This is a genomic window from Sellimonas sp. (genome assembly GCF_047234585.1).
GTDB lineage: Bacteria > Bacillota > Clostridia > Lachnospirales > Lachnospiraceae > Sellimonas > Sellimonas caecigallum.
Genome location: NZ_JBKSWG010000021.1, coordinates 1 through 22,486 on the forward strand (window position 1 = coordinate 1; position 22,486 = coordinate 22,486).

Below are 22,486 nucleotides of genomic sequence, written 5' to 3' on the forward strand. Positions count from 1 at the left end.
AATATTGAATTTTCAAGGTTCAACACACCGTATTGGTGTGGGAAGTTTTAGTAACTAAGAAGTTCGCTATGCTGGCCAAACAGACAGATGATATGGAAATTCAGCAGAAATTCGGGCAGATATCCCAACAGCACCAGGGACATTTTAATGCATTGTATGAGTATTTAAAATAGGAGGCGTAACTATGCAGGGATTTACAGACAAGGAAATTTTGGGAGACGGTCTTTCCACGCAGAAAGCTACCACAGAAAAATTTAACACATTTGCCGGCGAATGTGTGCACGACAGCCTGCGGGACACAATGATGAATATTTTAGAGCAGGAACACGGTATTACCACGGAAGTGTTTAATATGATGCACCAGAGAGGAATGTACGAAACTCCTCCGGCGGAAGAGAAAAAAATCATGGAAGCAAAACAGAAATTTTCCCAGAGTGCAAAATAAGAATATTACTGCAAAAGGAGCTCGTCCAAGGGCTCCTTATTACATAAATTTGGTCTATCCAGTTATAGTTAATGCACAGCCATACTGATAGGAAATATCCAGCATTTTGACTAAAAGATTTCCCCTGAAATCCTGATGAAATTTGTTTTGTCCATCGATGACAAATCCCTTTTTCTTCCAGGTTTTCTATCCTCAAATATTGTGTAAGCAAGAACCAGAAAAACCGATGCGTAACCTATATGAAGACTTAGTAAAACCTCGTGCTAACAGGGGGGCTCCCCACCCCTTACCATCAGGCAGATTTCTGGTTTCCTTAATCCTGTCATAAAATCCTTTTCATACTCTGGCGAAAGGATAATCTCTGGCATAGCAATTTCCGGAAAATATTTTTTACATTTTTTCCAAACAATCTACATCTGTATTTTTAAAATGTAATAATGCGATTTCCTGCATATTTTTCGACCCATATGCATAATCCTTATTGATACGATATAGTTTCGGCTTCCTTCCTCCTATAATGGTGTCCTCTATACCACTTTCCATGCTATATTTCCACGATCAGAATTCCTCTTTCTCCGGCAGGCATATCCTTTATGATCTGTCCATTTTGGAAATATGCCGCACCCCCGCTTGCAGCGTCGGCAACACCAGGATCAGCACAGAAGGGATTCACATACAGAACAATATTACCACACTTTGCCGCCTGTCCTGCGTACTCATATCTGATTTTTTCATTCCAGTCTGCCGCCTTATAATCGCACCACACAGGCCAAAGAACAATATCCACATTCAGTGCTTTCATTTCCTCCGGTCTGCCCTCCGCCCAAAGGTCGCCGCACAGACCGATGGCAAATTTTTTCCCGTCAAAGGCAAAAGTTTCAAATTTCCTCCCCTCCCGGTAACGGCCATCAGTATGCCAGAATTCTTTCCAGCCGGCACTGACCCGTTGAAAATTGTGAATGATCTCTCCGGATGCGTCAATCACAATCTGACTGCTATACAATGAATCCGCCGCCTTCTCTATATAGCCAAAGGATACCGCAATCCGGTTCTTTGCCGCCGCTTCCCGAATCCGTCTGATCTCAGCTCCCTCCTTGGAGACTGCCATGACACGGTCCGCCTCATAATCCCATGTCAGGCACTCAAATCCCTGTAAAAAGGATTCTCCAAACACTACCAGATCAGCCTTTCCACTGCAGTGTTCTAAGAAACGCAGAATGGATACGATATTGTGTTCCACCTCCCCGGTCACTGCCGGGGCAGATGCCAATGCGATTTTCATGATTTAAAACTCCTTCTCATTGTCCGATTCTCCGGTTTTTCAGTTATATTCCATTTTCTGGACTTTCTAATTCATTATGGGCAGCTTTCCTTTCATCAGCAGTCAAATTCAGCTCGTCTATACTCAGACCGATCTCGATAGATGATGTTACTTTACATTAAATTTTGACAATAAACATACCGTCTCTACGTGCACCGTATATAGAACACCTTTTCTATCGTATATCACAGTTTACCATACAATCACGGAAAGTGCAGTAAATACAGGCGTTTTTCAGAATGTTGTTCTATCTGAATCACTAATTTTCGCAGAGAATCACAAGATATATTTTACTCACGGTAGGCAAAATGTAGACAATGCCTACCGTCAAGTTTTCCTTGAACATGAAAACGCAATGTGCTATATTGTAAGTAGAAAAAGGAACAACCGCCCACAAAGTGGTTGACCTCATGAAGTAAATAGCAACATAGAAATTACCACCTTTTCACTCAGCCAAAGTTTCGGGGTGGTTTTTCTATGCTTAAAACATTATCTGATAAACGTAAAAACGAATGTCAGCAATGCCAGAATGAACATTCCAAAAGCCATAAGATCTTTGAAATCAAAATGATTTTTATTGTCCATCAGCACCACCCCCATTCTATGTAGAATAGAGGTCATCCACCCTGCAACACGGTTGTTCCTTTCCATATACTACCATAAGGACAGACAGCGTACAATATTTATTTCAATATCATTCGATACCCTTTTCATTTCTTTCAAGTAGAATCAAAAGACACAGGAATTGCGCAATCTATTCTTTCCGAATGGAAGTTACAGGCCACACCGGACTCATTCAAGTATTGTGCCCGTGTGATCCACAACGAACTAAATAACCCGCTCTTCCACAGCCATTGTCTCAGACATACTCACGGCACGATTCTGGCAGAAAACGGCGCACAGCCAAAGACCGTTATGGAACGTCTGGGACATAAAGACCTTAAAACCACAATGGAGCGCTATATCTTCAATACTGATAAAATGCAGGTGGATGCTGTGGAACTTTTCATAAAAGCCACCTCATAAAAAGAAAAATCCTGCCTACCATCTTAAAAAAGGGTAGGCAGGAGGTAGGCAAAAAGCCTATTTTCAACCTTACATTTCCTCAGAAGCCTTGATTTTCCGGCATAATTTCACAACAGTTTCTACGTGCACCGTCATCGGGAACATATCTGCCGGGCGGACTTTTTTAAGCTCATATCCTTCTTCACAGAGGTATTTCAGGTCTCTTGCCAGTGTAGCAGAGTCGCAGCTCACATAGACGATGCGGTCCGGTTCCATACGTACCATCGTCTCCAGTAGTGCCTGATCGCACCCTTTTCTCGGCGGATCTACGACGATGACATCGGCGTGGGCCTGCTGCCCCGGATGTTCTTTTGCGAAGTTTTCATAGTAGGCCGGCAGCACTTCTTCCGCCTTCCCAACATAAAATTCGGCATTCTCTATACCGTTGATCTTTGCGTTTGTGCGGGCGTCTTCAATAGCCTGAGGGATGATTTCCACTCCGTATACCTGTTTTGCTTTTTTTGCCAGGAAAAGGGAGATCGTCCCGATGCCGCAGTACATATCCCAGACCGTCTCTTTTCCGCTCAGATCTGCATACTCGCATGCCAGACTATAGAGCACTTCGGTCTGCACCGGATTGACCTGGTAAAAAGAAAGCGGCGAGATCTGGTACTTGATTTCCCCGATGTAATCGGTAATGTAATCCTGTCCCCACAGCGGACGTATCTCTTTTCCCATGATCACGTTGGTATTTTCCCGGTTGATATTCATGGTAATGCTTGTCATTCCGGAAATGCCGCGCAGTTTTTCGACGAGCTTGTCCGCGTGCGGAATCTCTGTTCCGTTGACGATGAGGCAGACCATGATCTCCCCAGTCTTAAATCCGCAGCGGATCAGGACATGGCGGAAGAGTCCCGTACCCATTTTTTCGTCGTAGGCCTGCAGGCCATATTCTTTCATAAAGTCAAGCACGATATCCAGTATCTCTGTATTGACTTCTTTTCCGAGCGCGCAGGACGTGTTTGGGATGATCTGGTGTGTGCGGCCCGCATAAAATCCTGCGGTCGGACTCCCCTCCTTGTCTGTCCCGATGGGATACTGCGCTTTGTTCCGGTAGTGAAAAGGCTCTTCCATTCCACAGATCGGTTCCATCACTGCATCTAACATTTCCCTGGAAAATCTGCCGATCCGTTCCAGATTATTGCGCACTTTCTTTTCCTTAAATCTCAGCTGTTCCTGATAGTCCATCTCCTGGATCTGGCACCCGCCGCACTGTCTGGCCACCGGACACTTGGCTTCTTTTCGTTTCTCAGAAGGCGTGAGGATCTTCATCAGCCTCGCATATCCATAGTTCTTTTTCAGTTTCATGACTTTGGCCTCGATGACATCCCCGACTATTGCATCCTTCACAAAGAGAGTAAAGCCGTCTGCCTTTCCGATACCTTCTCCGTCTACCCCAATATCTTCTATTTTCAATGTCACGATATCATTCTTTTTCATGTGTATCCATCCTCTCCTTTCAAATGTTTCCCAGTTAATAAAAGGGCAAGCACGATATGTACTTACCCATTTTTCCAATTTTTTCATGAATATCAGGAAAGGCTTGTTTTTCTCAGATTGGATTCAAAAAGGCGGTTGTAGCCAAGCCATTCTGTCGTATTCTTGTCTTTAAAGATCTCTTTTAACGTCTGCATCTTGGCATCTGTCATGTCGGCCAGATTTAAGGCCAAAGCCTCCGCAAGGGCTGGCTTTTTCGGGGAGCCGTACTCCAGTTCTCCGTGATGTGCCAGGATACAGTGTTTCAATTCACTTGCCAGTTTTGGCGGGAAGCCCGGAATGGTGCGCACCGCTTCGTCAAACATCTCCACTCCGATCACGATATGGCCAAGAAGCTGTCCGTCGTCGGTATAGTCATTTTCTGGAAATGCCGACAGCTCCTTTGTCTTGCCGATATCATGGTACATAGCTGCCGCATAAAGAAGATCTGCATTCAGGATATCATATGCGCTCAGATAATATTCGCACAGCTTCAGGATGCTGAGCGTGTGTTCCAAGAGTCCTCCGCAGAATCCATGATGGACGCTTTTTGCCGCCGAATGGTTCTTGAATCTCCGAATGAATTCCTCATCCTTCACAAAGTAAAACTCTACTGCCTGTCGGAGCCAGTTGTTCTGGATCTTGTTTACAAACCCCAGCAATTCTGTATACATTGCGTCTGCATCTTTCTCGCTGGTCGGCATGTAGTCTGCCAGAATGTATTCGCCTTCCTGGGCTTTTCTGAGCTGTTTGATATTCAGCTGCAGGTTATTGTTGTATGTGATGACTTCGCCTACGATTTCCACAAAATCCATCTCGTCATAGTCAGAGATACCGTTGGAATTCGGATCCCAGATCTTTCCGTCCAAGGTTCCCGTTTTATCCTGCAAAAGCAGGTTGTCATATGGTTTTCCGTTTCGTGTTTCGGCTGTTCTTTTTGATTTACACAGATAGATTGCACGAATGGTTTCCCCTTCATGCAGTTCTCGAATATATCTCATTGTTCTCCTCATTTCCAATTCATTATTCTGCACTGCCGAGCGCTACTTCAAATTGGATATCTACGTATCCGTCATTGCTTCTGCGCATGCCTTTGATCGTGATATGGGATCCTGGTCGGTAATCCATAAGTTCTTGCCGGTATGCACTCATCGTGTAGACTTTTGTATCTTCCACCTCTGTCAGGATATCGCCGCTTTGTATCCCAGCCTTCATAGCCGGAGAATCCGGAACCGTCGATGAAACATAGATTCCTTTTGGCATCTCCTGGCTGTCTGCCACGGCATCTGAAACTTCCGTCCCTTCTATTCCGGTGTAGGAAATCCCAATTCCATTTGACATCAATTCAATCTCTTCTTTTAGTTCAGATATGGCAAGTGCACTCAGCACACCACCGTCGTCTTCTTCCCTGCATATCACACCCAGGACTTCTCCTTTCAGATTCAGAAGTACTCCGCTTCCGGAAGCTGTCCCCGGCATGTCTGTATTCAAAATTGGGTATTCTCCGTCAATGCAAAGTTTTGTATTGGCTGTTTCGCTGATGATCCCTAAACCGACTCTTCCGTCTGCACCGAACGGCATACCCGCCGCAATGACAGGATCTCCTCTGGACGCTGCATTGGAATTACCCAGTGTCGCCTTTACGATTTGTTCCTTCGTATTGTCCGGAAGACTTGATTTTGGCGCCGCATATACAGCGATACCGAGAGCGGTGTCTCTTTTTTTCACGGATACATCTACCTGATTTCCATCGTAGAAGGCGGCTTTGACCGGCTGATCTGCCTGAAAAGCGCTGTTCTGTGCAAGGATCAGATACTCTACCCCATTGTCCGCCACGATCACGCCGGAGATCTCGATCTGACCGCCCTGTATCGTCTGGCCGTCTTCCGTCTTTTCTTCTCCCGCTGATCCGCTCAGTCTTACGAGACTTTTCTCTGCCATCTTTGCAACGTCATCTATCTGCCGGTACATCTCCTCATAATCATCCAGTGTCAGTGCCTGTGTTTCCTGTGGGGTTTCCTCCGGATTTTCCTCTTCTTCGTCCTTATCGTCCTGCGGTATCGTCACACTTGTCGGATTGTTGTTGAAATGGCTGTCCACCCACGGTTTGGCCGCAGAAAATCCAGCGCACGCGCCAAGGCCGAAAATTACCCCCAGGCCTGCTATCTTCAACATTTTCAGAAGCACCGCTTTTTTATTCAGCGGTGGTTTTTTGATGGTTTCTTTCAAAAATGAATAGGATTCTTTTTCTTCTTCGCTCCTGTTATCATCATGAAATTCCGCAGACATCGCATCTTCTCCTTCTTCTCAGATCGCCTTTGCTTTTTCTAAAGCGCGCTCGTCTTGTTATAGTATACCGTATCGTTTGTCAATGTTCAATATTTAACCTTTTTTTCTCCTTTATTTTAAAGGTCAAATGGAGTAAAATAGAATCGGTAAATTATGTAAAGGGGATTTTCATGAATACAAAAACATTACGTAAACTGGAATACGATAAAATCATAAAACTTTTGGCCGACCACGCCTCTTCCCCTGGCGGAAGAGAGCTTTGTCTGGACCTTGTCCCTTCCTCCTCCCTTCCTCAGATCGAGAAGATGCAGGAGGAGACGGCGGCAGCGTTTACACGGATCGTCAAGAAGGGAATGCTTTCCTTCAGCGGCTGCTATCCTGTGGAAGCTTCGCTGAAACGTCTTGAAATAGGGGCTTCACTTGGATCTTCTGAGCTTCTTTCCATCTGTAAGCTTCTGGAAGCTGCCAACCGGGCGAAGACGTTCGGACGGCACGAAACGCCGGATGAAGAACCGGACTGTCTGGATGAATACTTCGCTCATCTCGAACCTATTACCCCGCTTGCATCCGACATCCGCCGCTGTATCCTTGAGGAAGATGTCATTGCTGATGAGGCAAGCAGCAATCTTCTGAAGATCCGAAGAAGTATCAGCCAGGCTGGAGACAAGATCCACTCTACTTTGAACAGCATGGTCAACGGCTCTTTGCGCACCTATCTTCAGGATTCCATTATCACAATGCGGGGAGACCGGTACTGTCTGCCTGTGAAGGCCGAATACCGAAGCCAGGTAAAGGGGATGATCCACGACCAGTCTTCCACCGGATCCACTTTGTTTATCGAACCGATGGCTGTCGTAAAACTGAACAATGATCTTATGGAGCTTTACGCGAAGGAGCAGGAAGAGATTCAGGTCATCCTGGCTCGCCTCAGCTCCGAAGCAGCAGAATACATCTCGGAGATCCGAAACGACTACACGATCCTTACCGAGCTTGATTTCATATTTGCCAGGGGAAGCCTGGCCCTTGAGTGGAATGCATCAAGACCAGTCTTTAACGAAGAAGGGCGAATCCACATCCGAGAGGGGCGCCATCCTCTCCTTGACAAGCAGAAAGTTGTACCGACAACGATCCGTCTGGGAGCAGACTTTGACCTGCTCATCGTGACAGGACCTAATACCGGCGGAAAGACCGTCTCTCTTAAGACGACCGGACTTTTCACGCTCATGGGACAGGCGGGACTTCATATCCCTGCCCTTGACCGTTCCGAGCTTGGAATCTTCCATGAAGTATACGCGGATATCGGAGATGAGCAGAGTATCGAACAGAGTCTGAGTACCTTCTCCTCCCATATGACCAACATCGTGTCCTTCCTGGAACGCGTAGATGAACGTTCTCTCGTGCTCTTTGATGAGCTTGGAGCCGGGACCGATCCGACGGAGGGTGCTGCCCTTGCCATCGCCATCCTGTCAAGCCTGCACAAAAGAGGTATCCGTACGATGGCTACAACTCACTATAGCGAACTGAAAGTCTTTGCCCTGACGACAGCGGGTGTGGAGAATGCATGCTGTGAGTTCGATGTGGAGACGCTTCGTCCTACTTATCATCTGCTCATCGGAATCCCGGGGAAGAGTAATGCCTTTGCCATCTCAAAAAAACTGGGTCTTTCTGACGCCATCATTGAAGAAGCGAAATCACACCTGAGCGAGCAGGACGAATCCTTCGAGGAGCTTCTCACGGATCTGGAACAGAGCAGACGGACCATCGAGCAGGAACAAAATGAGATTCGGGCATACAAAGAAGAAATCGCATCTCTGAAAGAAGAAGTCGAGAAAAAGCAGGCTCGTCTCAATGAACAGCGAGATCGAATCCTGCGTCAGGCCAACGAAAAGGCCAGCCAGATTCTCCGTGAAGCCAAAGACTACGCAGATGAAACAATGAAAAACTTCCGTAAATTCGGGAAAGAAAATGTTTCCGCAGCAGAAATGGAAAAGGAAAGGGAGCGTCTCCGCAAAAAAATGGAAAAGACAAACTCCCATCTTACTTTGGAAAAAGAAAAGCCGCGCAGACAATACAAACCGTCCGACTTTAAGCTTGGCACTTCCGTGAAAGTCCTAAGTATGAATCTCACGGGAACTGTCCGTTCCCTTCCGGATTCCAAGGGTGTTGTGGACGTACAGATGGGAATCCTTCGTTCCAAGGTCCCGATCACGGATCTGGACATTATCGAGGAGGCTGCTTCCTACACATCCAAACAGACTCGGAAGACGTCATCCGGCAAGATGAAGATGGGCAAGTCTTTAACTGTCAGTCCCGAGATCAATCTCATCGGGAAGACAACGGATGAAGCAGTCGCACTGCTTGATAAATATCTGGACGATGCCTACCTCGCTCATATCAATCCAGTCCGCGTCGTTCACGGAAAAGGTACCGGCGCACTGCGCGCTGCAGTCCATAATTATCTGAAGCGGCAGAAACATGTCAAATCTTACCGGCTGGGCGCGTTTGGCGAGGGAGACGCCGGTGTTACTATAGTAGAATTTAAATAGGGAGGAAGTTATGGTAGCAAAACAGAAAATATTGATCGTAGATGACGATGAAAATATCGCAGAGCTCATCTCTTTGTATCTTACAAAGGAATGCTTTGACACTCACATGGTGTTCGACGGGGAGGAGGCGCTCCGCGCCTTTGACTCCTATCAGCCGAACCTGATCCTTTTGGATCTCATGCTTCCCGGCATGGATGGCTACCAAGTCTGCCGGGAGATCCGCTCACGCTCCAATACCCCGATCATTATGCTTTCCGCCAAGGGAGAGGTTTTTGACAAGGTTCTGGGGCTGGAACTGGGTGCCGACGACTATGTCATCAAACCGTTCGATTCCAAAGAACTCGTTGCCCGCGTAAAAGCAGTACTCCGCAGATATCAGCCTGCCAAGCCAGAGTACGCAGACGCATCGCGCGGAAAATGTGTGGAATACCCAGGCATCTCCATCAACCTTACAAACTACTCAGTGATGGTGGACGGGAAGCATGTGGATATGCCTCCGAAAGAGCTGGAGCTCCTTTATTTTCTTGCCTCTTCTCCAAATCAGGTATTTACCCGCGAACAGCTTCTTGATCAAATCTGGGGATATGAGTATGTTGGAGACACCCGTACAGTAGACGTCCACATCAAGCGCCTGCGTGAAAAAATAAAAGACCATCCTTCCTGGAATCTTGGCACTGTCTGGGGGATCGGATACAAATTTGAGGTTAAGTAGCCCATGCGCAGCAATCTATATGTAAAATTTATTATCCTTTATATCATCTTTGGATTTTTGAGTCTTTTTACGACTGCTACGTTGGGGTCTCACTTGATCTTCAAAAGTATTGAAAGAAACGATACGTCCGCACTCTACCGCGAAGCTTCCATCTTGGCATCGGACTATCTCCCGGATTATTTCACTGAATACATGAGTGCGTCTGATACCCGGATACTTTTAAAGAACGTGAACACATATCTTGACGCGGATCTCTGGTTAACTGATACTGAAGGCAAGGTTCTTCTTACTGTGACGACAGGCAGCCTTGGTACCGTGCCTTCCCAAATTCGTAATTTTGATCCCGCCGAGAGCGGTAATGATCAGTATCTGTCCGGTACGTATCATGGATATTTCGACGAGGATGTAGTCACGATCATCACTCCTGTGACAAAGGGATTTTCCACTAATGGTTATCTCCTGCTCCACAAACCGTTATCGGTATACGATGCGCGGCATCACTCCGTGATGAACGCTGTGTACATCACATTGCTCGCCATCTATGTGCTGTCTTTCGTACTCTTTCTCGGCATTCATTTTTTTATCTACATGCCGCTTCGAAAGATTACGGAGGCTGCCAAACAGTATGCTTCAGGGAATCTTGAATATGAGATTCCTGTCTACTTCCAGGATGAGATCGGATACCTTTCGGCTTCTTTGAACTATATGGCGTCCCACTTAAAAGACATGGAAGATTATCAGAAAAAATTTGTGGCAAATGTCTCCCATGATTTCCGTTCTCCGCTTACATCCATCAAAGGATATGTGGAGGCCATGGCAGACGGCACGATCCCGCCAGAACTTCAGGGAAAATATCTGAATATTATCCTCTTCGAGACGGAGCGCCTTACCGATCTGACACGGGATCTCCTGACGCTGAATGAATTTGACACAAAGGATCTTCTGCTCAATAAAGAGAGCTTTGACATCCACGAAGTCATAAAGAACGTAGCAGCCTCATTTGAAGGTACCTGCACGAAACGGAAGATCTCCATCGAGCTGCTTTTGGCATCCCAGATACTGAATGTTCACGCTGACAGGAGAAAAATCCAGCAGGTACTCTACAACCTTCTCGATAATGCTATCAAGTTCAGCAACCCAAATTCCTCGGTCACAGTTGAGACAACAGAACGTGGGGAAAAAGTCTTCGTGTCCGTAAGGGACTATGGCATCGGTATCCCGAAAGAAGATCTCAACAGGATATGGGAACGCTTCTATAAGAGTGACCTTTCCCGTGGTAAGGACAAAAAGGGCACCGGTCTGGGTCTTGCCATCGTAAAAGAGATCATCCAGGCACACAACGAAAATATCAATGTCATCAGTACAGAGGGAGTCGGCACGGAGTTTATCTTCTCTCTTCCCCGCACTTAAACGCATTGGCACAAACAGAAACGGGCAGCTTCCTCGTCCATGAGGATCTGCCCGCTTCCAGGTTGCTGATAACACCATATTTCTTATTCATACAGCATATTTTTGATTGCTGTCTCTTCCATATTTTCTTTCGTAACCCAGGCATAACCGGTATCCACAAAAGCTTCGTTTCCCATGTCCAGGGCAGATCTTGCAGAAGCGACTACCGTGGCATATCCGATACCGTAAGGGTTTTGGATGATGAGTCCATCCAGACTTCCGTCATCCAATGCCTCTGTCAGATTTTCTCCGCCATCAAATCCGATAATCTTCATATCCTCTTTCCCGGCCGCCTCACACATGTCCAGCACTTTCTCTGTTACTTCTCCGCTCGTTGCGATACAGCCTTTTGCATTCGGGTGCTGCTCCAGGATCTGCGCCATGACCTGCTCTTCTGTTACACTGTCTGCCGTGACTTCTTCCTCGCTCCCGTTTGCTTTATTCTTCTCTGTCAGCTTTTCCGCCGTCATCTTTTTCAGCTCTTCCAAATCATCCATATAGTAAGTGCCGCTGATCTGTATCTGCGGGTAATGGGCCTGGATCTGTCCTTTGATGCCGCTCTCCCTGTCTTGCGCAGAGGTTGATTTATTGTCCTGAACAAAAAGCAGCACTTCTCCCTGTTCATCGATAAGACTTGCCATCTTGTCCGCCGCCGTCATCCCAGCCTCTTTGTTGTTCGTCATTACTTTTGCCATAATTCCCTGATAGTCGCTTCCGGAATCAAATTCCACGATTGGGATATCATTTTCTGTAGCCAGATCAAACTGCACTTCACAGGCTGTCCGGTCGATAGGTGCGATCGCAAGAGCAGCCGGATATCTGTCGAGTTCCTCGTCCAGAATATTGATCTGCTCATCCACATCCCCTTCATGGCTTGGACCATTGTATGTTACCTTGATCTTGTCTTTTCCCTCGTATCCAAGCTGCTCATTCAAGGCTTTTACCGCATCTTCAGCTCCTTTCGCGATCTCGTCCCAGTAAGCGCTGTCCTCGGCCTTCCCAATGATGGATATATAGCTTCCTTTTTCCAGCTTGATCCCTTCCACAGAACTGTAGGCCTGAGGCTGAACCATGTTGAGCCTTGTCTGATATTTGCTCTCGGCTTTCTCCTCGTTAAGTACCACGTTATTTTTATCGGATGTATCATCTCGCCCACACGCTGTAAGAAACAACGATGCGCAAAGCATGCAAGTGAGTAATATGCTCCTGTTTTTCATCGTCTTTTCTCCTGTCCATCAAAATCTTCTAACCAACACTATACACCAAAACTCCAAAAAAAGGATAAATTTTTTCTTAATTTTCCGCGAAATCTTTGTGTTGTATTTAATTAAAAGCACGAATTTGCTTGTATATTCACAGTGTTTGCGTTAAAATATAGACACAAACAAGAAAAGGAGGAACATACTATGGCACACGTAATCAGTGATGAATGTGTAAGCTGCGGAGCTTGCGAAGCAGAATGCCCGGTAGGCGCTATTTCTCAGGGAGCAGATCATTATGAAATCGACGCAGATGCTTGCGTTGACTGCGGCGCTTGTGCAGCACAGTGCCCGACAGGTGCTATTTCCGCTGAATAATAACCGGTTTATACATAATGCATGAATGAGATGAATGAAAAATGCCGCCTTCTGTATGGAGGGCGGTATTTTTGTCCGAAGACGTCGAGAAGTTTTTCGGATTTTCTCCCCATAATATGCTATGATAGAAGTGCACCAGAAATGTATAAAGATTAACAGGGGGTTATGTGTATGGGCGAGGTTCAGTACATGCTTTCCGAAGCCGCCAAAAGAACCGGCGTCAAAAAAGATCTTCTCCTCTACTGGGAAGAATACTTAAGACTGCCTTGCGGCCGTACGGAAAACGGACATCGTTACTATACAAATGAAGACATACGGCTTTTTAGCTGTATCAAAGAACTATTGGAACAAGGTATCCGTATCTCAGATTTGAAAGAAGTGATACCGGATATTTTACATACGAAAGAAACGCTGAAGCAAGATAACGCGGATTCGCCGGAAGCATTTTTTGCCTCCGTGTTCCGAAGTGTACTTTTAGAAAACAACCCTGTACTGGAAAGACAGATCAGTGAGACAGTCACAAAACAGATTTCCCAGGATATGGCTTTCCTGCTCCAGGCAAAAGAACGACAAGAAGAAGAGCGCTACCGGAATCTGGATCATCTGATCCGGCAGCAGCAGACGTACCGGAAAGAGGCTGTAAAAACTGCCCCTGTACGGTTTTGGCACCGTCTGATCGGCGAAGCTTGACAAACTCTTTCCTTTTATAAGAAAGCCCCGGCCTTTTCGGCCAGGGGCTTTCTTTGTACGGCGTCATACTCTCTGCGCCGTTTTTATTCTCTTTTCATATAATTTGCAAACTTTGTATAATTTGGAAGCCAGGTAAGCTCCACTGTCCCGATCGGGCCGTTTCTCTGCTTGGCAATGATGATCTCCGCAATATTCGGGCGATCTGTATCTTTATGGTAATAGTCATCCCGATAGATAAACATAACCACGTCCGCATCCTGCTCTATGGCCCCGGATTCACGGAGGTCTGAAAGCATCGGTCTGTGATCCGGCCTCTGCTCTACCGCACGGCTGAGCTGTGACAGAGCGATGACCGGCACATTCAGTTCTCTGGCAAGCGCCTTCAAAGACCGGGAAATATCTGAGATTTCCTGCTGCCTCGATTCACTCCGTCCTCCCACGCTTCCGCTCATAAGCTGCAGGTAGTCGATAATGATAAGTTCCAGATTATGCTCCAGCTTATACTTTCTGCACTTGGAACGCATCTCAGAAATCGAGATACCCGGAGTATCGTCGATGATCAGGTTGGAACGCCCGATGATGCCGGCGCCTTCAATAAGCTTCTCCCAGTCTGAATCTTTCAGATTTCCTGTCCTGAGCGCCTGGGAATCCACCTGGGATTCCAGCGCAAACAGTCGGTTCACAAGCTGCTCTTTTGACATCTCTAAACTGAAGATCGCCACAGTCTTTTCCACTTTAAACGCCACGTGCTGGGCGATATTCAGTACAAATGCCGTTTTTCCCATGGACGGACGAGCCGCCACAAGTATGAGGTCGGACGGCTGAAGCCCCGACATTTTGTAGTCCAGATCAATAAATCCGGTAGGGATCCCTGTTACGGTCCCTTTACTTTTCGATGCTTTTTCAATTTTCTCAAGGGCATTTAGGACAACCTGTTTGATCGGTACATAATCTCCTGTGCTGCGTCTCTGGAGCAAATCAAAGATATCTTTCTCTGTCCGCTCCAGGATTCCTTCCAAAGGCTCCTTTGACGCGTAACACGTATTTGCAATCCCCTCCGTCATCCGGATGAGCTTTCTGAGCATCGATTTCTCCGCCACGATCTCCGCGTAATACTTGACATTCGCGGATGTCGAAACGGATGTCACGAGATCTCTGGCAAATTCCAGACTCTGGATCTCTTCCGGGACATCCTTTTCCTTAAGTTTTTCCTGAAGCGTAATCAGGTCAACCGGTGTCCCTTCGTTATATAGTTCCACGATAGCGCCGAAGACTGTCCCGTATGTGGACTGGTAAAAATCGTCCCCACTGATGATCTCCGCCGCAGTCATGATTGCTTCTTTATCCATGAGCATTGCAGCCACAACAGACTGCTCCGCTTCCACGCTGTGAGGCATGACCCTTTTGATCAGCGCTTCTTCCATGCCAATTCCTCCTGTCGTCTGTTTCCCTGGGCGAAGGATTATTCTTCCTGCACGGATACTTTCAAGTCAGCGGTTACTTTCGTGTGAAGCTTAACCGGCACAATGTGCATACCCAGCGTCTTGATGGCTTCTTTCATCTGGATCTTCTTCTTATCAATATCGTATCCAAGCTGTTCCTTCACTGCCGCCGCAATCTCTTTTGATGAGACGGAGCCAAACGTTCTTCCGCCTTCCCCTGTCTTGATCTTAAGGACCACTTTCTTTTCCTCAATCTCGGCTTTTAATTTCTTTGCAGCTTCAAACTGTTCCTGCGCGATCTTTTCATCGTTTGCCTTCTTCAGCTTGAGATCGTTCAGATTCTTTTTGTTCGCTTCCACTCCCTTTTTCTGCTTTATGATCACGTTTCTTGCATATCCGTCGCTCACTTCCACAATATCGCCCTTTTTTCCGACGGATTTTACGTCTTCCAATAAAATTACTTTCATACCTCGATGTCTCCTCCTTCAATCATGTCGTCGATAACCTGTTTCAGCGTATCGATATCGCCTTCCAGATCTTCATTTTCAAACTGCGCGCCGGCGCTGTTGATATGGCCGCCGCCTCCAATCCGCTCCATAATAATCTGCACGTTGACTTCGTCGATGGAACGGGCGCTTACGTACACTTTTCCGTGGTATTCCGTCAGTACAAACGCCGCTTTTACTTCCTTGATATTCAGAAGCTCGTTGGCTGCCTGCGCTCCCACGATGGTCGGGCTTTCAATCTCCATGCCCGCCCCTCTTGCTATGATAAAGCAATCTCTGTATATCTCAGCATTCCCAATGATATCGGCCTTGGCTCTGTAGGATTCCAGGTCGTCCCGGAATATCTTATGCACATAAGTGATATCTGCACCGTTTCTTCTTAAGAACGCCGCAGCCTCAAATGTCCGCACACCGGTACGGTTCATAAAATTGTTTGTATCAATCATGATACCTGCATAGATACTGTTTGCCTCGATGGTGTCGAGTTTGATATCATCTGCGATATACTGAAGCACTTCCGCCACCATCTCACACGTAGATGATGCGTAAGGTTCGATATAAGACAGGATCGCATTTTCGATCACGTTGCTTCCCTGTCTGTGATGATCCAGAACTGCAATAGTTTTTACTTGTGTAAGCAGCTCTTCACATTCCGTAAGATTTGGTTTGTTGGTATCCACCACAATGACCATCGTATTCTCATCCACAAGTCTGAGCGCTTCCTGAGAGCTGACAAACATGTCTTCCGGGAATTTTTCACTGTTCACAAATTCATTGTAAATCGGCCGGAGCGACATCGTCACTTCGTTAATGACGATATGTGCTTTCTTCTCCAGTGTCCTTGCGATCTTATAAATACCAACTGCCGCGCCAAAAGAGTCCGAATCGCCAAGTTTGTGCCCCATCACGAGAATCTGATCTTTGGCGATCATAAATTCTCGCATCGCTTCTGCCTTGACTCTGGCCTTGACTCGGGTATTCTTAGCCGTCTGCTCTCTCTTGCCGCCGTAATACTTGATTCCTTCCATGCTCTTTACTACCACCTGATCTCCGCCTCTTGCAAGCGCCAGATCGATAGCTACGCGGGCATAATTATAACTCAGTCCATATTTTTCCCCGCTGAAACCAAGGCCAATACTGAGCGTAGCCGGAATCTTGTTTCCGATACTGATCTCTTTCACATCGTCCATGAGGGAAAAATGATCTTCCTCCATATACTGAAAAAACTTTTTCTTGATGACGATAAAATATCTGTCTTTCTCCAGTTTCTTGGCGATCCCATCCATCGTCGCCACATACTGGTTGATCTTCCGGTCGATGAGCGCGATCAGAAGAGACTGCCTTACCTCCTCAACACTGTCGATCACTTCGTCGTAGTTATCGATATAGATAAGCCCGGCAACCATCTTCTGTTCTTCCACTTCCGCCCGTGCCTGGTTAAGGCTGGTTACATCCCTCATATAAAGGGTAATAAAGTATTCCTTTCCTTCCGGGATCTGAAGAACTTCTTCCTTCCTGCTAAATCCCTCTATCGGGACTTTATAAAACTCTGCCACATAATCCCTGTTCTGACAAGTGACTTCCAGGGATGTGCTTTTGTCCTCCTCTTTTGGGAACACACTCCGGTTCAGCGCCGGAATATATTTGCTCAAATACGTATCCGGTCTGAGTCCATTTCCTATGATTTCCGCAAACTGGCTGTTCCCCCAGAGAATCTTTCCGTCGTCCAGCAAAATCGCATACGGCACAGAAAGCTCCCTTAGCAGGATATCCTGCACCCCACCGTACTGGGCGGCAAACTCTACAAGATTTGCTAGCAGCAAAGACCGATTGTAAAAATACAGGATGAATGCAATAACAGCATATACGATCACAAATGCGCTCATCAGAAATCCTGCACTCTGATTGACCATATAAATCCAGATATTCATAATGATCAAAAGGATGGTCATGATTGCCGGCCACTGCATATACAGTTTTAACTGGCCTTTAAAATGAATATTGTCTTTCTTGTTCATCTCTCCGTCCTCAAATCAATAAAGTTGCATGCTATATTATACCACTTTCCGTACATTTTTTAAAGGAATTTGTTTTGCTGCACCTCTTACTGCTTTTCTGTGAGCATTTTGAGGAATTCTACCGCGTTCTCCTTGTTGTGTCCATTCTGCAGCACACACGCATATACCGGTTCATAGGAAACACCTATATTCTCATCCAGATATGCATTGTCCTGGAAAATGGCCGCTTCTCCTTCCACAGTGCCTTCCACCGCCTGTTCCGGCATCATTTCCTCCAGATTTACGAGTCCATCCATTCCCTGATACTCTTCGTAGATTTCTTTCGGACAGATCAGCACATCCACAGACTCTGCACCGATCAATGTTGTCAGCGCGATACGGCTGTTATAATCTTCCTTGGAAGAGGATATATTGGAATTAAACTTTACACTCTGATTTTTCTTTTTTGCTCCCAGCAGTTCTTTGACGTCTTTCTCAAGTCCGGTACGATCCACGTTTCCTCCATCCACGATCGTTACGTTCAGGAGAACTTCCTCCGTTATCCCATGATACATCTGCACTCCTGTACAGATAGCCGCTATGACGAGGGCCAGGACGACGAGCCAGATCTTATAGTACATCCACAGATACTCGATTTTTTCCTTCCATGTCATTTTTTTTAACTTTTCCATCTCAAAACGGCGCTTTTCTTTTCCTTCCATCTGCCTCTCGTATTTTCGGTCCAGCATCTTTCGCTCCTCCTTGTATATGTGAATATTATCCAAAAGGTATTTTGACTCCGGTATCATTATTATGATATTTTCACGGCGAGAAGGCAAGTGAAAGTTTTGTGACGAGTGTCCATCCTATTGATTTTACAGCTGTTTTCCGATATACTTGTTCGCAGGGGCAGTACGATCTGCCTTTTGATATCAGGAGGTTTTTATGAGTCGCTTATTTAATATTGACAATCCATTCATGCAGTTTCTTTCCAGGATGTTTGACCTGATTGTCCTGAACGTGGTGTTTATCTTAAGCTGTATCCCGATTATTACCATCGGCGCCTCTTTGAGTGCACTTTATTCCGTCACACTAAAAATGGTCCGTGGGACAGATTCTTATGTCATAAAAGGATATTTCAAGGCGTTTGCGGCAAATTTCAAACAGGGTACTCTGATGTGGCTTCTTTTTTCCGCCCTTTTCTTCTTTTTGAGGTTCGACTATACCATTGCAGCTTCCCAGAATTCCGGCATGTTCCAGACTGTCCGGATCCTGCTTTTAATGGTCATCCTGGTTCTTGCTGCAGCCTTTTTTTACGTATTTCCGATCGCTTCCCACTTTGTCTGTACGACAAAGCAGCTGATCCGGAATTCCTTTTTGATGAGCATTGGGCACCTGCCGTACACAGCGGTCTTGTTTGTCTACTGCGGAGTTGTTATTTTCCTGGCATCCCGTTCCACATCCCTTTTTGGTGGAGTCATGGGTGTCAGTATGATTTGCGGTTTTTCTGTGACCGCCTACTTTTTCTCTATTATATTCAGTAAAATTTTTAAAAAATACGAACCGGAAGAATCTGATGAGGAGAACAATATATTGGAATAAAAAGTGTGCGCCAAGACGCACACTTTTTTCGTTCCCGCATATGCTGTTATAAACAGACTGCGCATCGGAGGAATGTTGATGCGAGATATGTATATATGTTTATCTGACCTGAAGCCGGGCGAAAGCGGTGTCGTGACTGGCTTTGCAAAGAAGGCTTTTCTTAGGAGGCGCCTTCAGGATCTGGGAATCATCGCCGGTACACCCATCCATTGTATCGGAAAAAGTCCTCTTGGGGATCCGCAGGCTTACCTTGTCCGGAGAACAGTCATTGCTCTCCGTAAAAAAGATGCGGCCCAAATCTTTGTCCGGGAGGTGGCGTAATGGAGCGGACGATCGCGCTGGCCGGCAACCCGAATGTAGGGAAAAGTACTGTCTTCAATGCATTAACCGGAATGAAGCAGCACACCGGCAACTGGCCTGGAAAAACGGTCGCTACTGCAAGCGGAACTTGCATGTGGGACGGATGTCTCTATCGTCTTGTGGATCTGCCAGGCTGCTACTCGCTCTTGGCCCACTCTGAGGAAGAAGAGGTGGCCCGTGATTTTATCTGCTTTTCCCACCCTGATGCCGTGGTAGCGGTATGCGATGCCACTTGTTTGGAGCGAAATCTGAATCTTGTCCTTCAGATTCTGGAAATAACAGACCGGGTCGTACTCTGTGTGAATCTTCAGGATGAGGCAGAAAAAAAGAGAATACGCATCCATCTTTCGTTACTTTCAGAGCGTCTTGGCATCCCCGTAGTCGGCACTTCCGCCAGGGACGGGAAAGGGCTTGCCGATATTTTTCATGCTCTTTCGGATCTGGAGCGCCAACCTTACTTTAGACAGATTACCCGCTATCCGGACATCCTTGAGTCTGCCATCCAGGAAATGGAAAAGACAGCGGCGGATTTTCTTCCGGATCCTTCCATCGCCCGCTGGTGTGCGGTCCGCCTTCTGGAATCTGACGGAGATTTCCCGGATGCCCCGAAAGATGAAAAAGGGACTCCTCTTCCGGAAATCCCACAGATCCGCCGGAAGCTTTCCGCTCTTTCAGTGTCCCTTTCTCCTCAAGGATGGAACGCGGAGAAGATCCGGGACTGTATCGCCGAAACATTTATCAAGCGGGCAGAGACACTCTGCAGAGAATGTGTTCGTTTCGAAGATCCTCAATATGCAAAAAAAGACCGGAAGCTTGACTTTCTGTTTACAAGTAAAGCCACCGGTTTTCCTATTATGCTTTTGTTTCTTTTCTTACTATTCTGGATTACCGTGAATGGGGCAAACCTCCCTTCTTCACTTTTGTCTGACGTCCTGTTCTCCGTCGAGGACTGGCTTTATGACACGGCGCGTTCTCTCGGCATACCGGAAACTGTGTACGCTCCTCTGATTTTCGGTATATACCGTGTCCTTGCCTGGGTAATCTCCGTGATGCTTCCTCCTATGGCTATCTTCTTTCCGCTCTTTACTCTTCTGGAAGACTTCGGATATCTTCCTAGAGTAGCCTTTAATCTGGATCGCTGCTTTCAGAAATGCCATGCCTGCGGGAAACAGGCTCTTACGATGTGTATGGGACTGGGATGCAACGCAGTGGGCGTAACCGGATGTCGGATCATTGATTCTCCCCGGGAACGGATGATCGCTGTCCTAACGAACAGTCTTGTACCATGCAACGGTCGTTTTCCAATGATCCTGGCCGTCATCACGATGTTTCTCGCCGGAAACACTGAGGGATTTGCCGCTTCTTTTTTGCCCGCTTTTTTCCTGTCCCTTGTGATTGTCCTCGGGATTGTCATGACGCTTTTGGCCTCCCGTTTCTTGTCTGGAACACTCCTCAAAGGGATGCCTTCTTCCTTTACCTTAGAGCTGCCTCCTTTTCGAAGGCCTCAGTTTGGAAAAGTCATCGTTCGATCTGTGCTTGACAGGACCGTCTTTGTCCTTGGACGTGCGGTCATCACTGCCGCCCCTGCCGGACTCCTCATCTGGATCATGGCCAATGTGACTGTGGGCGATGTTCCCATTCTTACCTATTGTGCAGATTTCCTGGATCCCTTTGCGCGGATGCTTGGTCTGGACGGCGTAATTTTAATGTCCTTCATTCTTGGTATGCCTGCAAACGAGATCGTCCTCCCCATCATGCTGATGACTTATCTGTCACAGGGAACGTTGACAGAACTTGCCGATCTTCAAGTCATGAAATCCCTCCTTGTGGAGAACGGCTGGACGTGGATTACAGCGGTCTGTGTGATTCTCTTTTCCTTGATGCACTGGCCCTGTACTACGACCTGTCTTACGATTCGAAAAGAGACGAAGAGCACAAAATGGATGTTCCTGTCTATCCTTCTTCCGGCGGCGATGGGAATGGTTTCCTGCTTTGTCTTTGCCACAGCTGCCCGTTTCTTCTCCGGCATGTCCTGACCCTTCTGTTACGGCACGCGGAAAAATGCTTTCTGTCACACAGGAATCCCTCCAGATCCTGAACGTTTACCACATGGTAAACAGTTTCAGGATCCATTTCCATGTCTTTGGAAATTCCTGCTGGATCAGTCTGCGAACTGTTTCCACATCCATGTCAGAAAAATTCGCATCCTGCAGTATCATTTCTTTTACCCCATTCACACTGTTTCCTATAGCGATATGCCCCACAGCATAGTTCCCCAGGGCAATCTTATTTCCAACCGCCACATTACCTATTGCATAGAGCCCTACAGCCAGATTTCCAAATGTCAGGATCCCCACGCAGAGATTCCCTCCTGCTGCCAGCCCTGCCGCCGCACATCCAAGAGCCAGAAGGCCGACGCTTGCCATGCCGACAGAAAAAATTCCCAGAGATGCAAGGCCAAACGCCAGAATGCCTTTGGCCAAAAAGCCGATGGCCAACACCCCTTTTGCTCTGGCGCCGATTGCGATGATCCCTTCCGCCTTTCCCCTGAATCCGATCCGTACCCCTCCTACATCACTTCTCCCTTCAAAATGGATATGATACAGAGGCAGCCCAAACAGTGTCCGACTGCTCTTGCGTTCATACACCCAGTTCCTTACTTCCTTTACATAGATGACATTTTCTTCTTTCTCCGGTATTTCTTCTTGACGCTTCAGCAGATAATCCGTCGTCACACCAAACAGATCGCTCATCAGGACAATCTTATCCACATCCGGCACAGATACTCCAAGCTCCCATTTTGACACTGCCTGTCTGCTGACATTCAGCTTTTCGGCCAGGGCTTCCTGGGACATGCCCTTCTTTTTTCTTAATGACTGAATCTTTTCTGATAATTCCATTCGTTCGCACTTTCCTGCCTTTCTGTTTTATTTCCAGCGAAAAACGCCAGTGCTGCAAGGATGTCGACTCCCAAACACTGACGTTATCATATCGTAATATCTATAAATT

20 protein-coding genes are annotated in these 22,486 nt (G+C 46.8%); 10 read left to right on the forward strand and 10 right to left on the reverse strand.

The window, feature by feature from the left end; translation table 11 throughout:
- Nucleotides 1-184 precede the first annotated feature (184 nt).
- Complete coding sequence (locus ACLROL_RS09230) at nucleotides 185-445, forward strand: spore coat protein (RefSeq protein WP_087199891.1); 261 nt, start codon at nucleotides 185-187, stop codon at nucleotides 443-445.
- Nucleotides 446-989: 544 nt separating this feature from the next.
- Here the strand turns inward: ACLROL_RS09230 and ACLROL_RS09235 are convergent.
- A complete protein-coding gene (locus tag ACLROL_RS09235; protein ID WP_221919352.1) occupies nucleotides 990-1,727 on the reverse strand; it encodes a carbon-nitrogen hydrolase family protein in 738 nt (245 codons plus the stop codon).
- 852 nt (nucleotides 1,728-2,579) lie between these two features.
- On the opposite strand from ACLROL_RS09235, the gene ACLROL_RS09240 reads away from it, so the two are divergent.
- Nucleotides 2,580-2,792 (forward strand): tyrosine-type recombinase/integrase, encoded by a 213-nt coding sequence (locus ACLROL_RS09240; protein WP_413067726.1) that lies wholly within the window; start codon nucleotides 2,580-2,582, stop codon nucleotides 2,790-2,792.
- A gap of 69 nt (nucleotides 2,793-2,861) precedes the next feature.
- Here the strand turns inward: ACLROL_RS09240 and rlmD are convergent, their stop codons facing one another.
- From rlmD to ACLROL_RS09255, 3 genes are all read right to left on the reverse strand, one after another.
- Nucleotides 2,862-4,271, reverse strand: coding sequence for a 23S rRNA (uracil(1939)-C(5))-methyltransferase RlmD (gene rlmD / locus ACLROL_RS09245; protein WP_413067727.1), 1,410 nt, complete (start codon nucleotides 4,269-4,271; stop codon nucleotides 2,862-2,864).
- 92 nt (nucleotides 4,272-4,363) lie between these two features.
- Nucleotides 4,364-5,308 carry a 3'-5' exoribonuclease YhaM family protein gene (locus ACLROL_RS09250; protein ID WP_087212478.1) on the reverse strand — a complete coding sequence of 315 codons (945 nt, stop codon included), beginning with the start codon at nucleotides 5,306-5,308 and terminating at the stop codon, nucleotides 4,364-4,366.
- A 22-nt stretch (nucleotides 5,309-5,330) separates the two neighbouring features.
- Nucleotides 5,331-6,596, reverse strand: a complete 1,266-nt coding sequence (locus ACLROL_RS09255; RefSeq protein ID WP_413067728.1) for a S1C family serine protease — start codon at nucleotides 6,594-6,596, stop codon at nucleotides 5,331-5,333.
- A gap of 170 nt (nucleotides 6,597-6,766) precedes the next feature.
- On the opposite strand from ACLROL_RS09255, the gene ACLROL_RS09260 reads away from it, so the two are divergent.
- From ACLROL_RS09260 to ACLROL_RS09270, 3 genes are read left to right on the forward strand one after another with little or no spacing between them, the layout of a single operon-like run.
- Nucleotides 6,767-9,142, forward strand: coding sequence for an endonuclease MutS2 (locus ACLROL_RS09260; protein WP_413067729.1), 2,376 nt, complete (start codon nucleotides 6,767-6,769; stop codon nucleotides 9,140-9,142).
- Nucleotides 9,143-9,152: 10 nt separating this feature from the next.
- Nucleotides 9,153-9,854 (forward strand): response regulator transcription factor, encoded by a 702-nt coding sequence (locus ACLROL_RS09265; RefSeq protein ID WP_087199908.1) that lies wholly within the window; start codon nucleotides 9,153-9,155, stop codon nucleotides 9,852-9,854.
- Nucleotides 9,855-9,857: 3 nt separating this feature from the next.
- A complete protein-coding gene (locus tag ACLROL_RS09270) occupies nucleotides 9,858-11,264 on the forward strand; it encodes a sensor histidine kinase (RefSeq protein WP_288723190.1) in 1,407 nt (468 codons plus the stop codon).
- A gap of 83 nt (nucleotides 11,265-11,347) precedes the next feature.
- Here ACLROL_RS09270 and ACLROL_RS09275 read toward each other — a convergent pair whose 3' ends face one another.
- Nucleotides 11,348-12,520: a substrate-binding domain-containing protein gene (locus ACLROL_RS09275; RefSeq protein WP_413067730.1), complete on the reverse strand. Its 1,173-nt coding sequence runs from the start codon at nucleotides 12,518-12,520 to the stop codon at nucleotides 11,348-11,350.
- Nucleotides 12,521-12,661: 141 nt separating this feature from the next.
- Between ACLROL_RS09275 and ACLROL_RS09280 the strand changes: the two genes are divergently transcribed.
- Together ACLROL_RS09280 and ACLROL_RS09285 are read left to right on the forward strand one after the other, a co-directional pair.
- The gene (locus ACLROL_RS09280; protein ID WP_144018231.1) at nucleotides 12,662-12,880 is read left to right on the forward strand and encodes a DUF362 domain-containing protein; all 219 of its coding nucleotides are present in this window, start codon (nucleotides 12,662-12,664) and stop codon (nucleotides 12,878-12,880) included.
- A gap of 171 nt (nucleotides 12,881-13,051) precedes the next feature.
- Complete coding sequence (locus ACLROL_RS09285; RefSeq protein ID WP_087209985.1) at nucleotides 13,052-13,570, forward strand: MerR family transcriptional regulator; 519 nt, start codon at nucleotides 13,052-13,054, stop codon at nucleotides 13,568-13,570.
- Between the two features lie 83 nt (nucleotides 13,571-13,653).
- Here the strand turns inward: ACLROL_RS09285 and dnaB are convergent, their stop codons facing one another.
- From dnaB to ACLROL_RS09305, 4 genes are all read right to left on the reverse strand, one after another.
- The gene (dnaB, locus tag ACLROL_RS09290; RefSeq protein WP_087199918.1) at nucleotides 13,654-14,994 is read right to left on the reverse strand and encodes a replicative DNA helicase; all 1,341 of its coding nucleotides are present in this window, start codon (nucleotides 14,992-14,994) and stop codon (nucleotides 13,654-13,656) included.
- Between the two features lie 38 nt (nucleotides 14,995-15,032).
- Entirely contained in the window at nucleotides 15,033-15,479 is a 447-nt protein-coding gene (gene rplI / locus ACLROL_RS09295; protein ID WP_087199920.1) for a 50S ribosomal protein L9, read from the reverse strand.
- Nucleotides 15,476-17,536 (reverse strand): DHH family phosphoesterase, encoded by a 2,061-nt coding sequence (locus ACLROL_RS09300; protein ID WP_413067731.1) that lies wholly within the window; start codon nucleotides 17,534-17,536, stop codon nucleotides 15,476-15,478. Before ACLROL_RS09300 ends, rplI begins: the two co-directional genes overlap by 4 nt.
- 86 nt (nucleotides 17,537-17,622) lie before the next feature.
- Nucleotides 17,623-18,264, reverse strand: coding sequence for a hypothetical protein (locus tag ACLROL_RS09305; protein WP_221919356.1), 642 nt, complete (start codon nucleotides 18,262-18,264; stop codon nucleotides 17,623-17,625).
- 196 nt (nucleotides 18,265-18,460) lie between these two features.
- Between ACLROL_RS09305 and ACLROL_RS09310 the strand changes: the two genes are divergently transcribed.
- The 3 genes from ACLROL_RS09310 to feoB all read left to right on the forward strand — a co-directional run bounded on the left by ACLROL_RS09310 (nucleotide 18,461) and on the right by feoB (nucleotide 21,513).
- On the forward strand, nucleotides 18,461-19,117 hold the full coding sequence (locus tag ACLROL_RS09310) for a YesL family protein (RefSeq protein ID WP_221919357.1): 657 nt from the start codon (nucleotides 18,461-18,463) through the stop codon (nucleotides 19,115-19,117).
- Nucleotides 19,118-19,195: 78 nt separating this feature from the next.
- A complete protein-coding gene (locus ACLROL_RS09315) occupies nucleotides 19,196-19,438 on the forward strand; it encodes a FeoA family protein (RefSeq protein ID WP_204244128.1) in 243 nt (80 codons plus the stop codon).
- Nucleotides 19,438-21,513 (forward strand): ferrous iron transport protein B, encoded by a 2,076-nt coding sequence (gene feoB / locus ACLROL_RS09320; RefSeq protein ID WP_413067732.1) that lies wholly within the window; start codon nucleotides 19,438-19,440, stop codon nucleotides 21,511-21,513. The genes ACLROL_RS09315 and feoB overlap by 1 nt, the downstream gene beginning before the upstream one ends.
- 66 nt (nucleotides 21,514-21,579) lie before the next feature.
- Here feoB and ACLROL_RS09325 read toward each other — a convergent pair whose 3' ends face one another.
- Nucleotides 21,580-22,377, reverse strand: coding sequence for a helix-turn-helix domain-containing protein (locus ACLROL_RS09325; protein WP_087199930.1), 798 nt, complete (start codon nucleotides 22,375-22,377; stop codon nucleotides 21,580-21,582).
- Nucleotides 22,378-22,486 lie beyond the last annotated feature (109 nt).

Coding starts and splice junctions, on each gene's coding strand:
- ACLROL_RS09315 (WP_204244128.1), top strand. CDS start 19,196: ATGCGAGATATGTATATATGTTTATCTGACCTGAAGCCGGGCGAAAGC.
- ACLROL_RS09310 (WP_221919357.1), top strand. CDS start 18,461: ATGAGTCGCTTATTTAATATTGACAATCCATTCATGCAGTTTCTTTCC.
- ACLROL_RS09285 (WP_087209985.1), top strand. CDS start 13,052: ATGGGCGAGGTTCAGTACATGCTTTCCGAAGCCGCCAAAAGAACCGGC.
- ACLROL_RS09255 (WP_413067728.1), bottom strand. CDS start 6,596: ATGTCTGCGGAATTTCATGATGATAACAGGAGCGAAGAAGAAAAAGAA.
- ACLROL_RS09235 (WP_221919352.1), bottom strand. CDS start 1,727: ATGAAAATCGCATTGGCATCTGCCCCGGCAGTGACCGGGGAGGTGGAA.
- ACLROL_RS09250 (WP_087212478.1), bottom strand. CDS start 5,308: ATGAGATATATTCGAGAACTGCATGAAGGGGAAACCATTCGTGCAATC.
- ACLROL_RS09275 (WP_413067730.1), bottom strand. CDS start 12,520: ATGAAAAACAGGAGCATATTACTCACTTGCATGCTTTGCGCATCGTTG.
- dnaB (WP_087199918.1), bottom strand. CDS start 14,994: ATGGAAGAAGCGCTGATCAAAAGGGTCATGCCTCACAGCGTGGAAGCG.
- ACLROL_RS09270 (WP_288723190.1), top strand. CDS start 9,858: ATGCGCAGCAATCTATATGTAAAATTTATTATCCTTTATATCATCTTT.
- ACLROL_RS09230 (WP_087199891.1), top strand. CDS start 185: ATGCAGGGATTTACAGACAAGGAAATTTTGGGAGACGGTCTTTCCACG.
- rlmD (WP_413067727.1), bottom strand. CDS start 4,271: ATGAAAAAGAATGATATCGTGACATTGAAAATAGAAGATATTGGGGTA.
- ACLROL_RS09325 (WP_087199930.1), bottom strand. CDS start 22,377: ATGGAATTATCAGAAAAGATTCAGTCATTAAGAAAAAAGAAGGGCATG.
- ACLROL_RS09265 (WP_087199908.1), top strand. CDS start 9,153: ATGGTAGCAAAACAGAAAATATTGATCGTAGATGACGATGAAAATATC.
- rplI (WP_087199920.1), bottom strand. CDS start 15,479: ATGAAAGTAATTTTATTGGAAGACGTAAAATCCGTCGGAAAAAAGGGC.
- ACLROL_RS09260 (WP_413067729.1), top strand. CDS start 6,767: ATGAATACAAAAACATTACGTAAACTGGAATACGATAAAATCATAAAA.
- feoB (WP_413067732.1), top strand. CDS start 19,438: ATGGAGCGGACGATCGCGCTGGCCGGCAACCCGAATGTAGGGAAAAGT.
- ACLROL_RS09300 (WP_413067731.1), bottom strand. CDS start 17,536: ATGAACAAGAAAGACAATATTCATTTTAAAGGCCAGTTAAAACTGTAT.
- ACLROL_RS09305 (WP_221919356.1), bottom strand. CDS start 18,264: ATGCTGGACCGAAAATACGAGAGGCAGATGGAAGGAAAAGAAAAGCGC.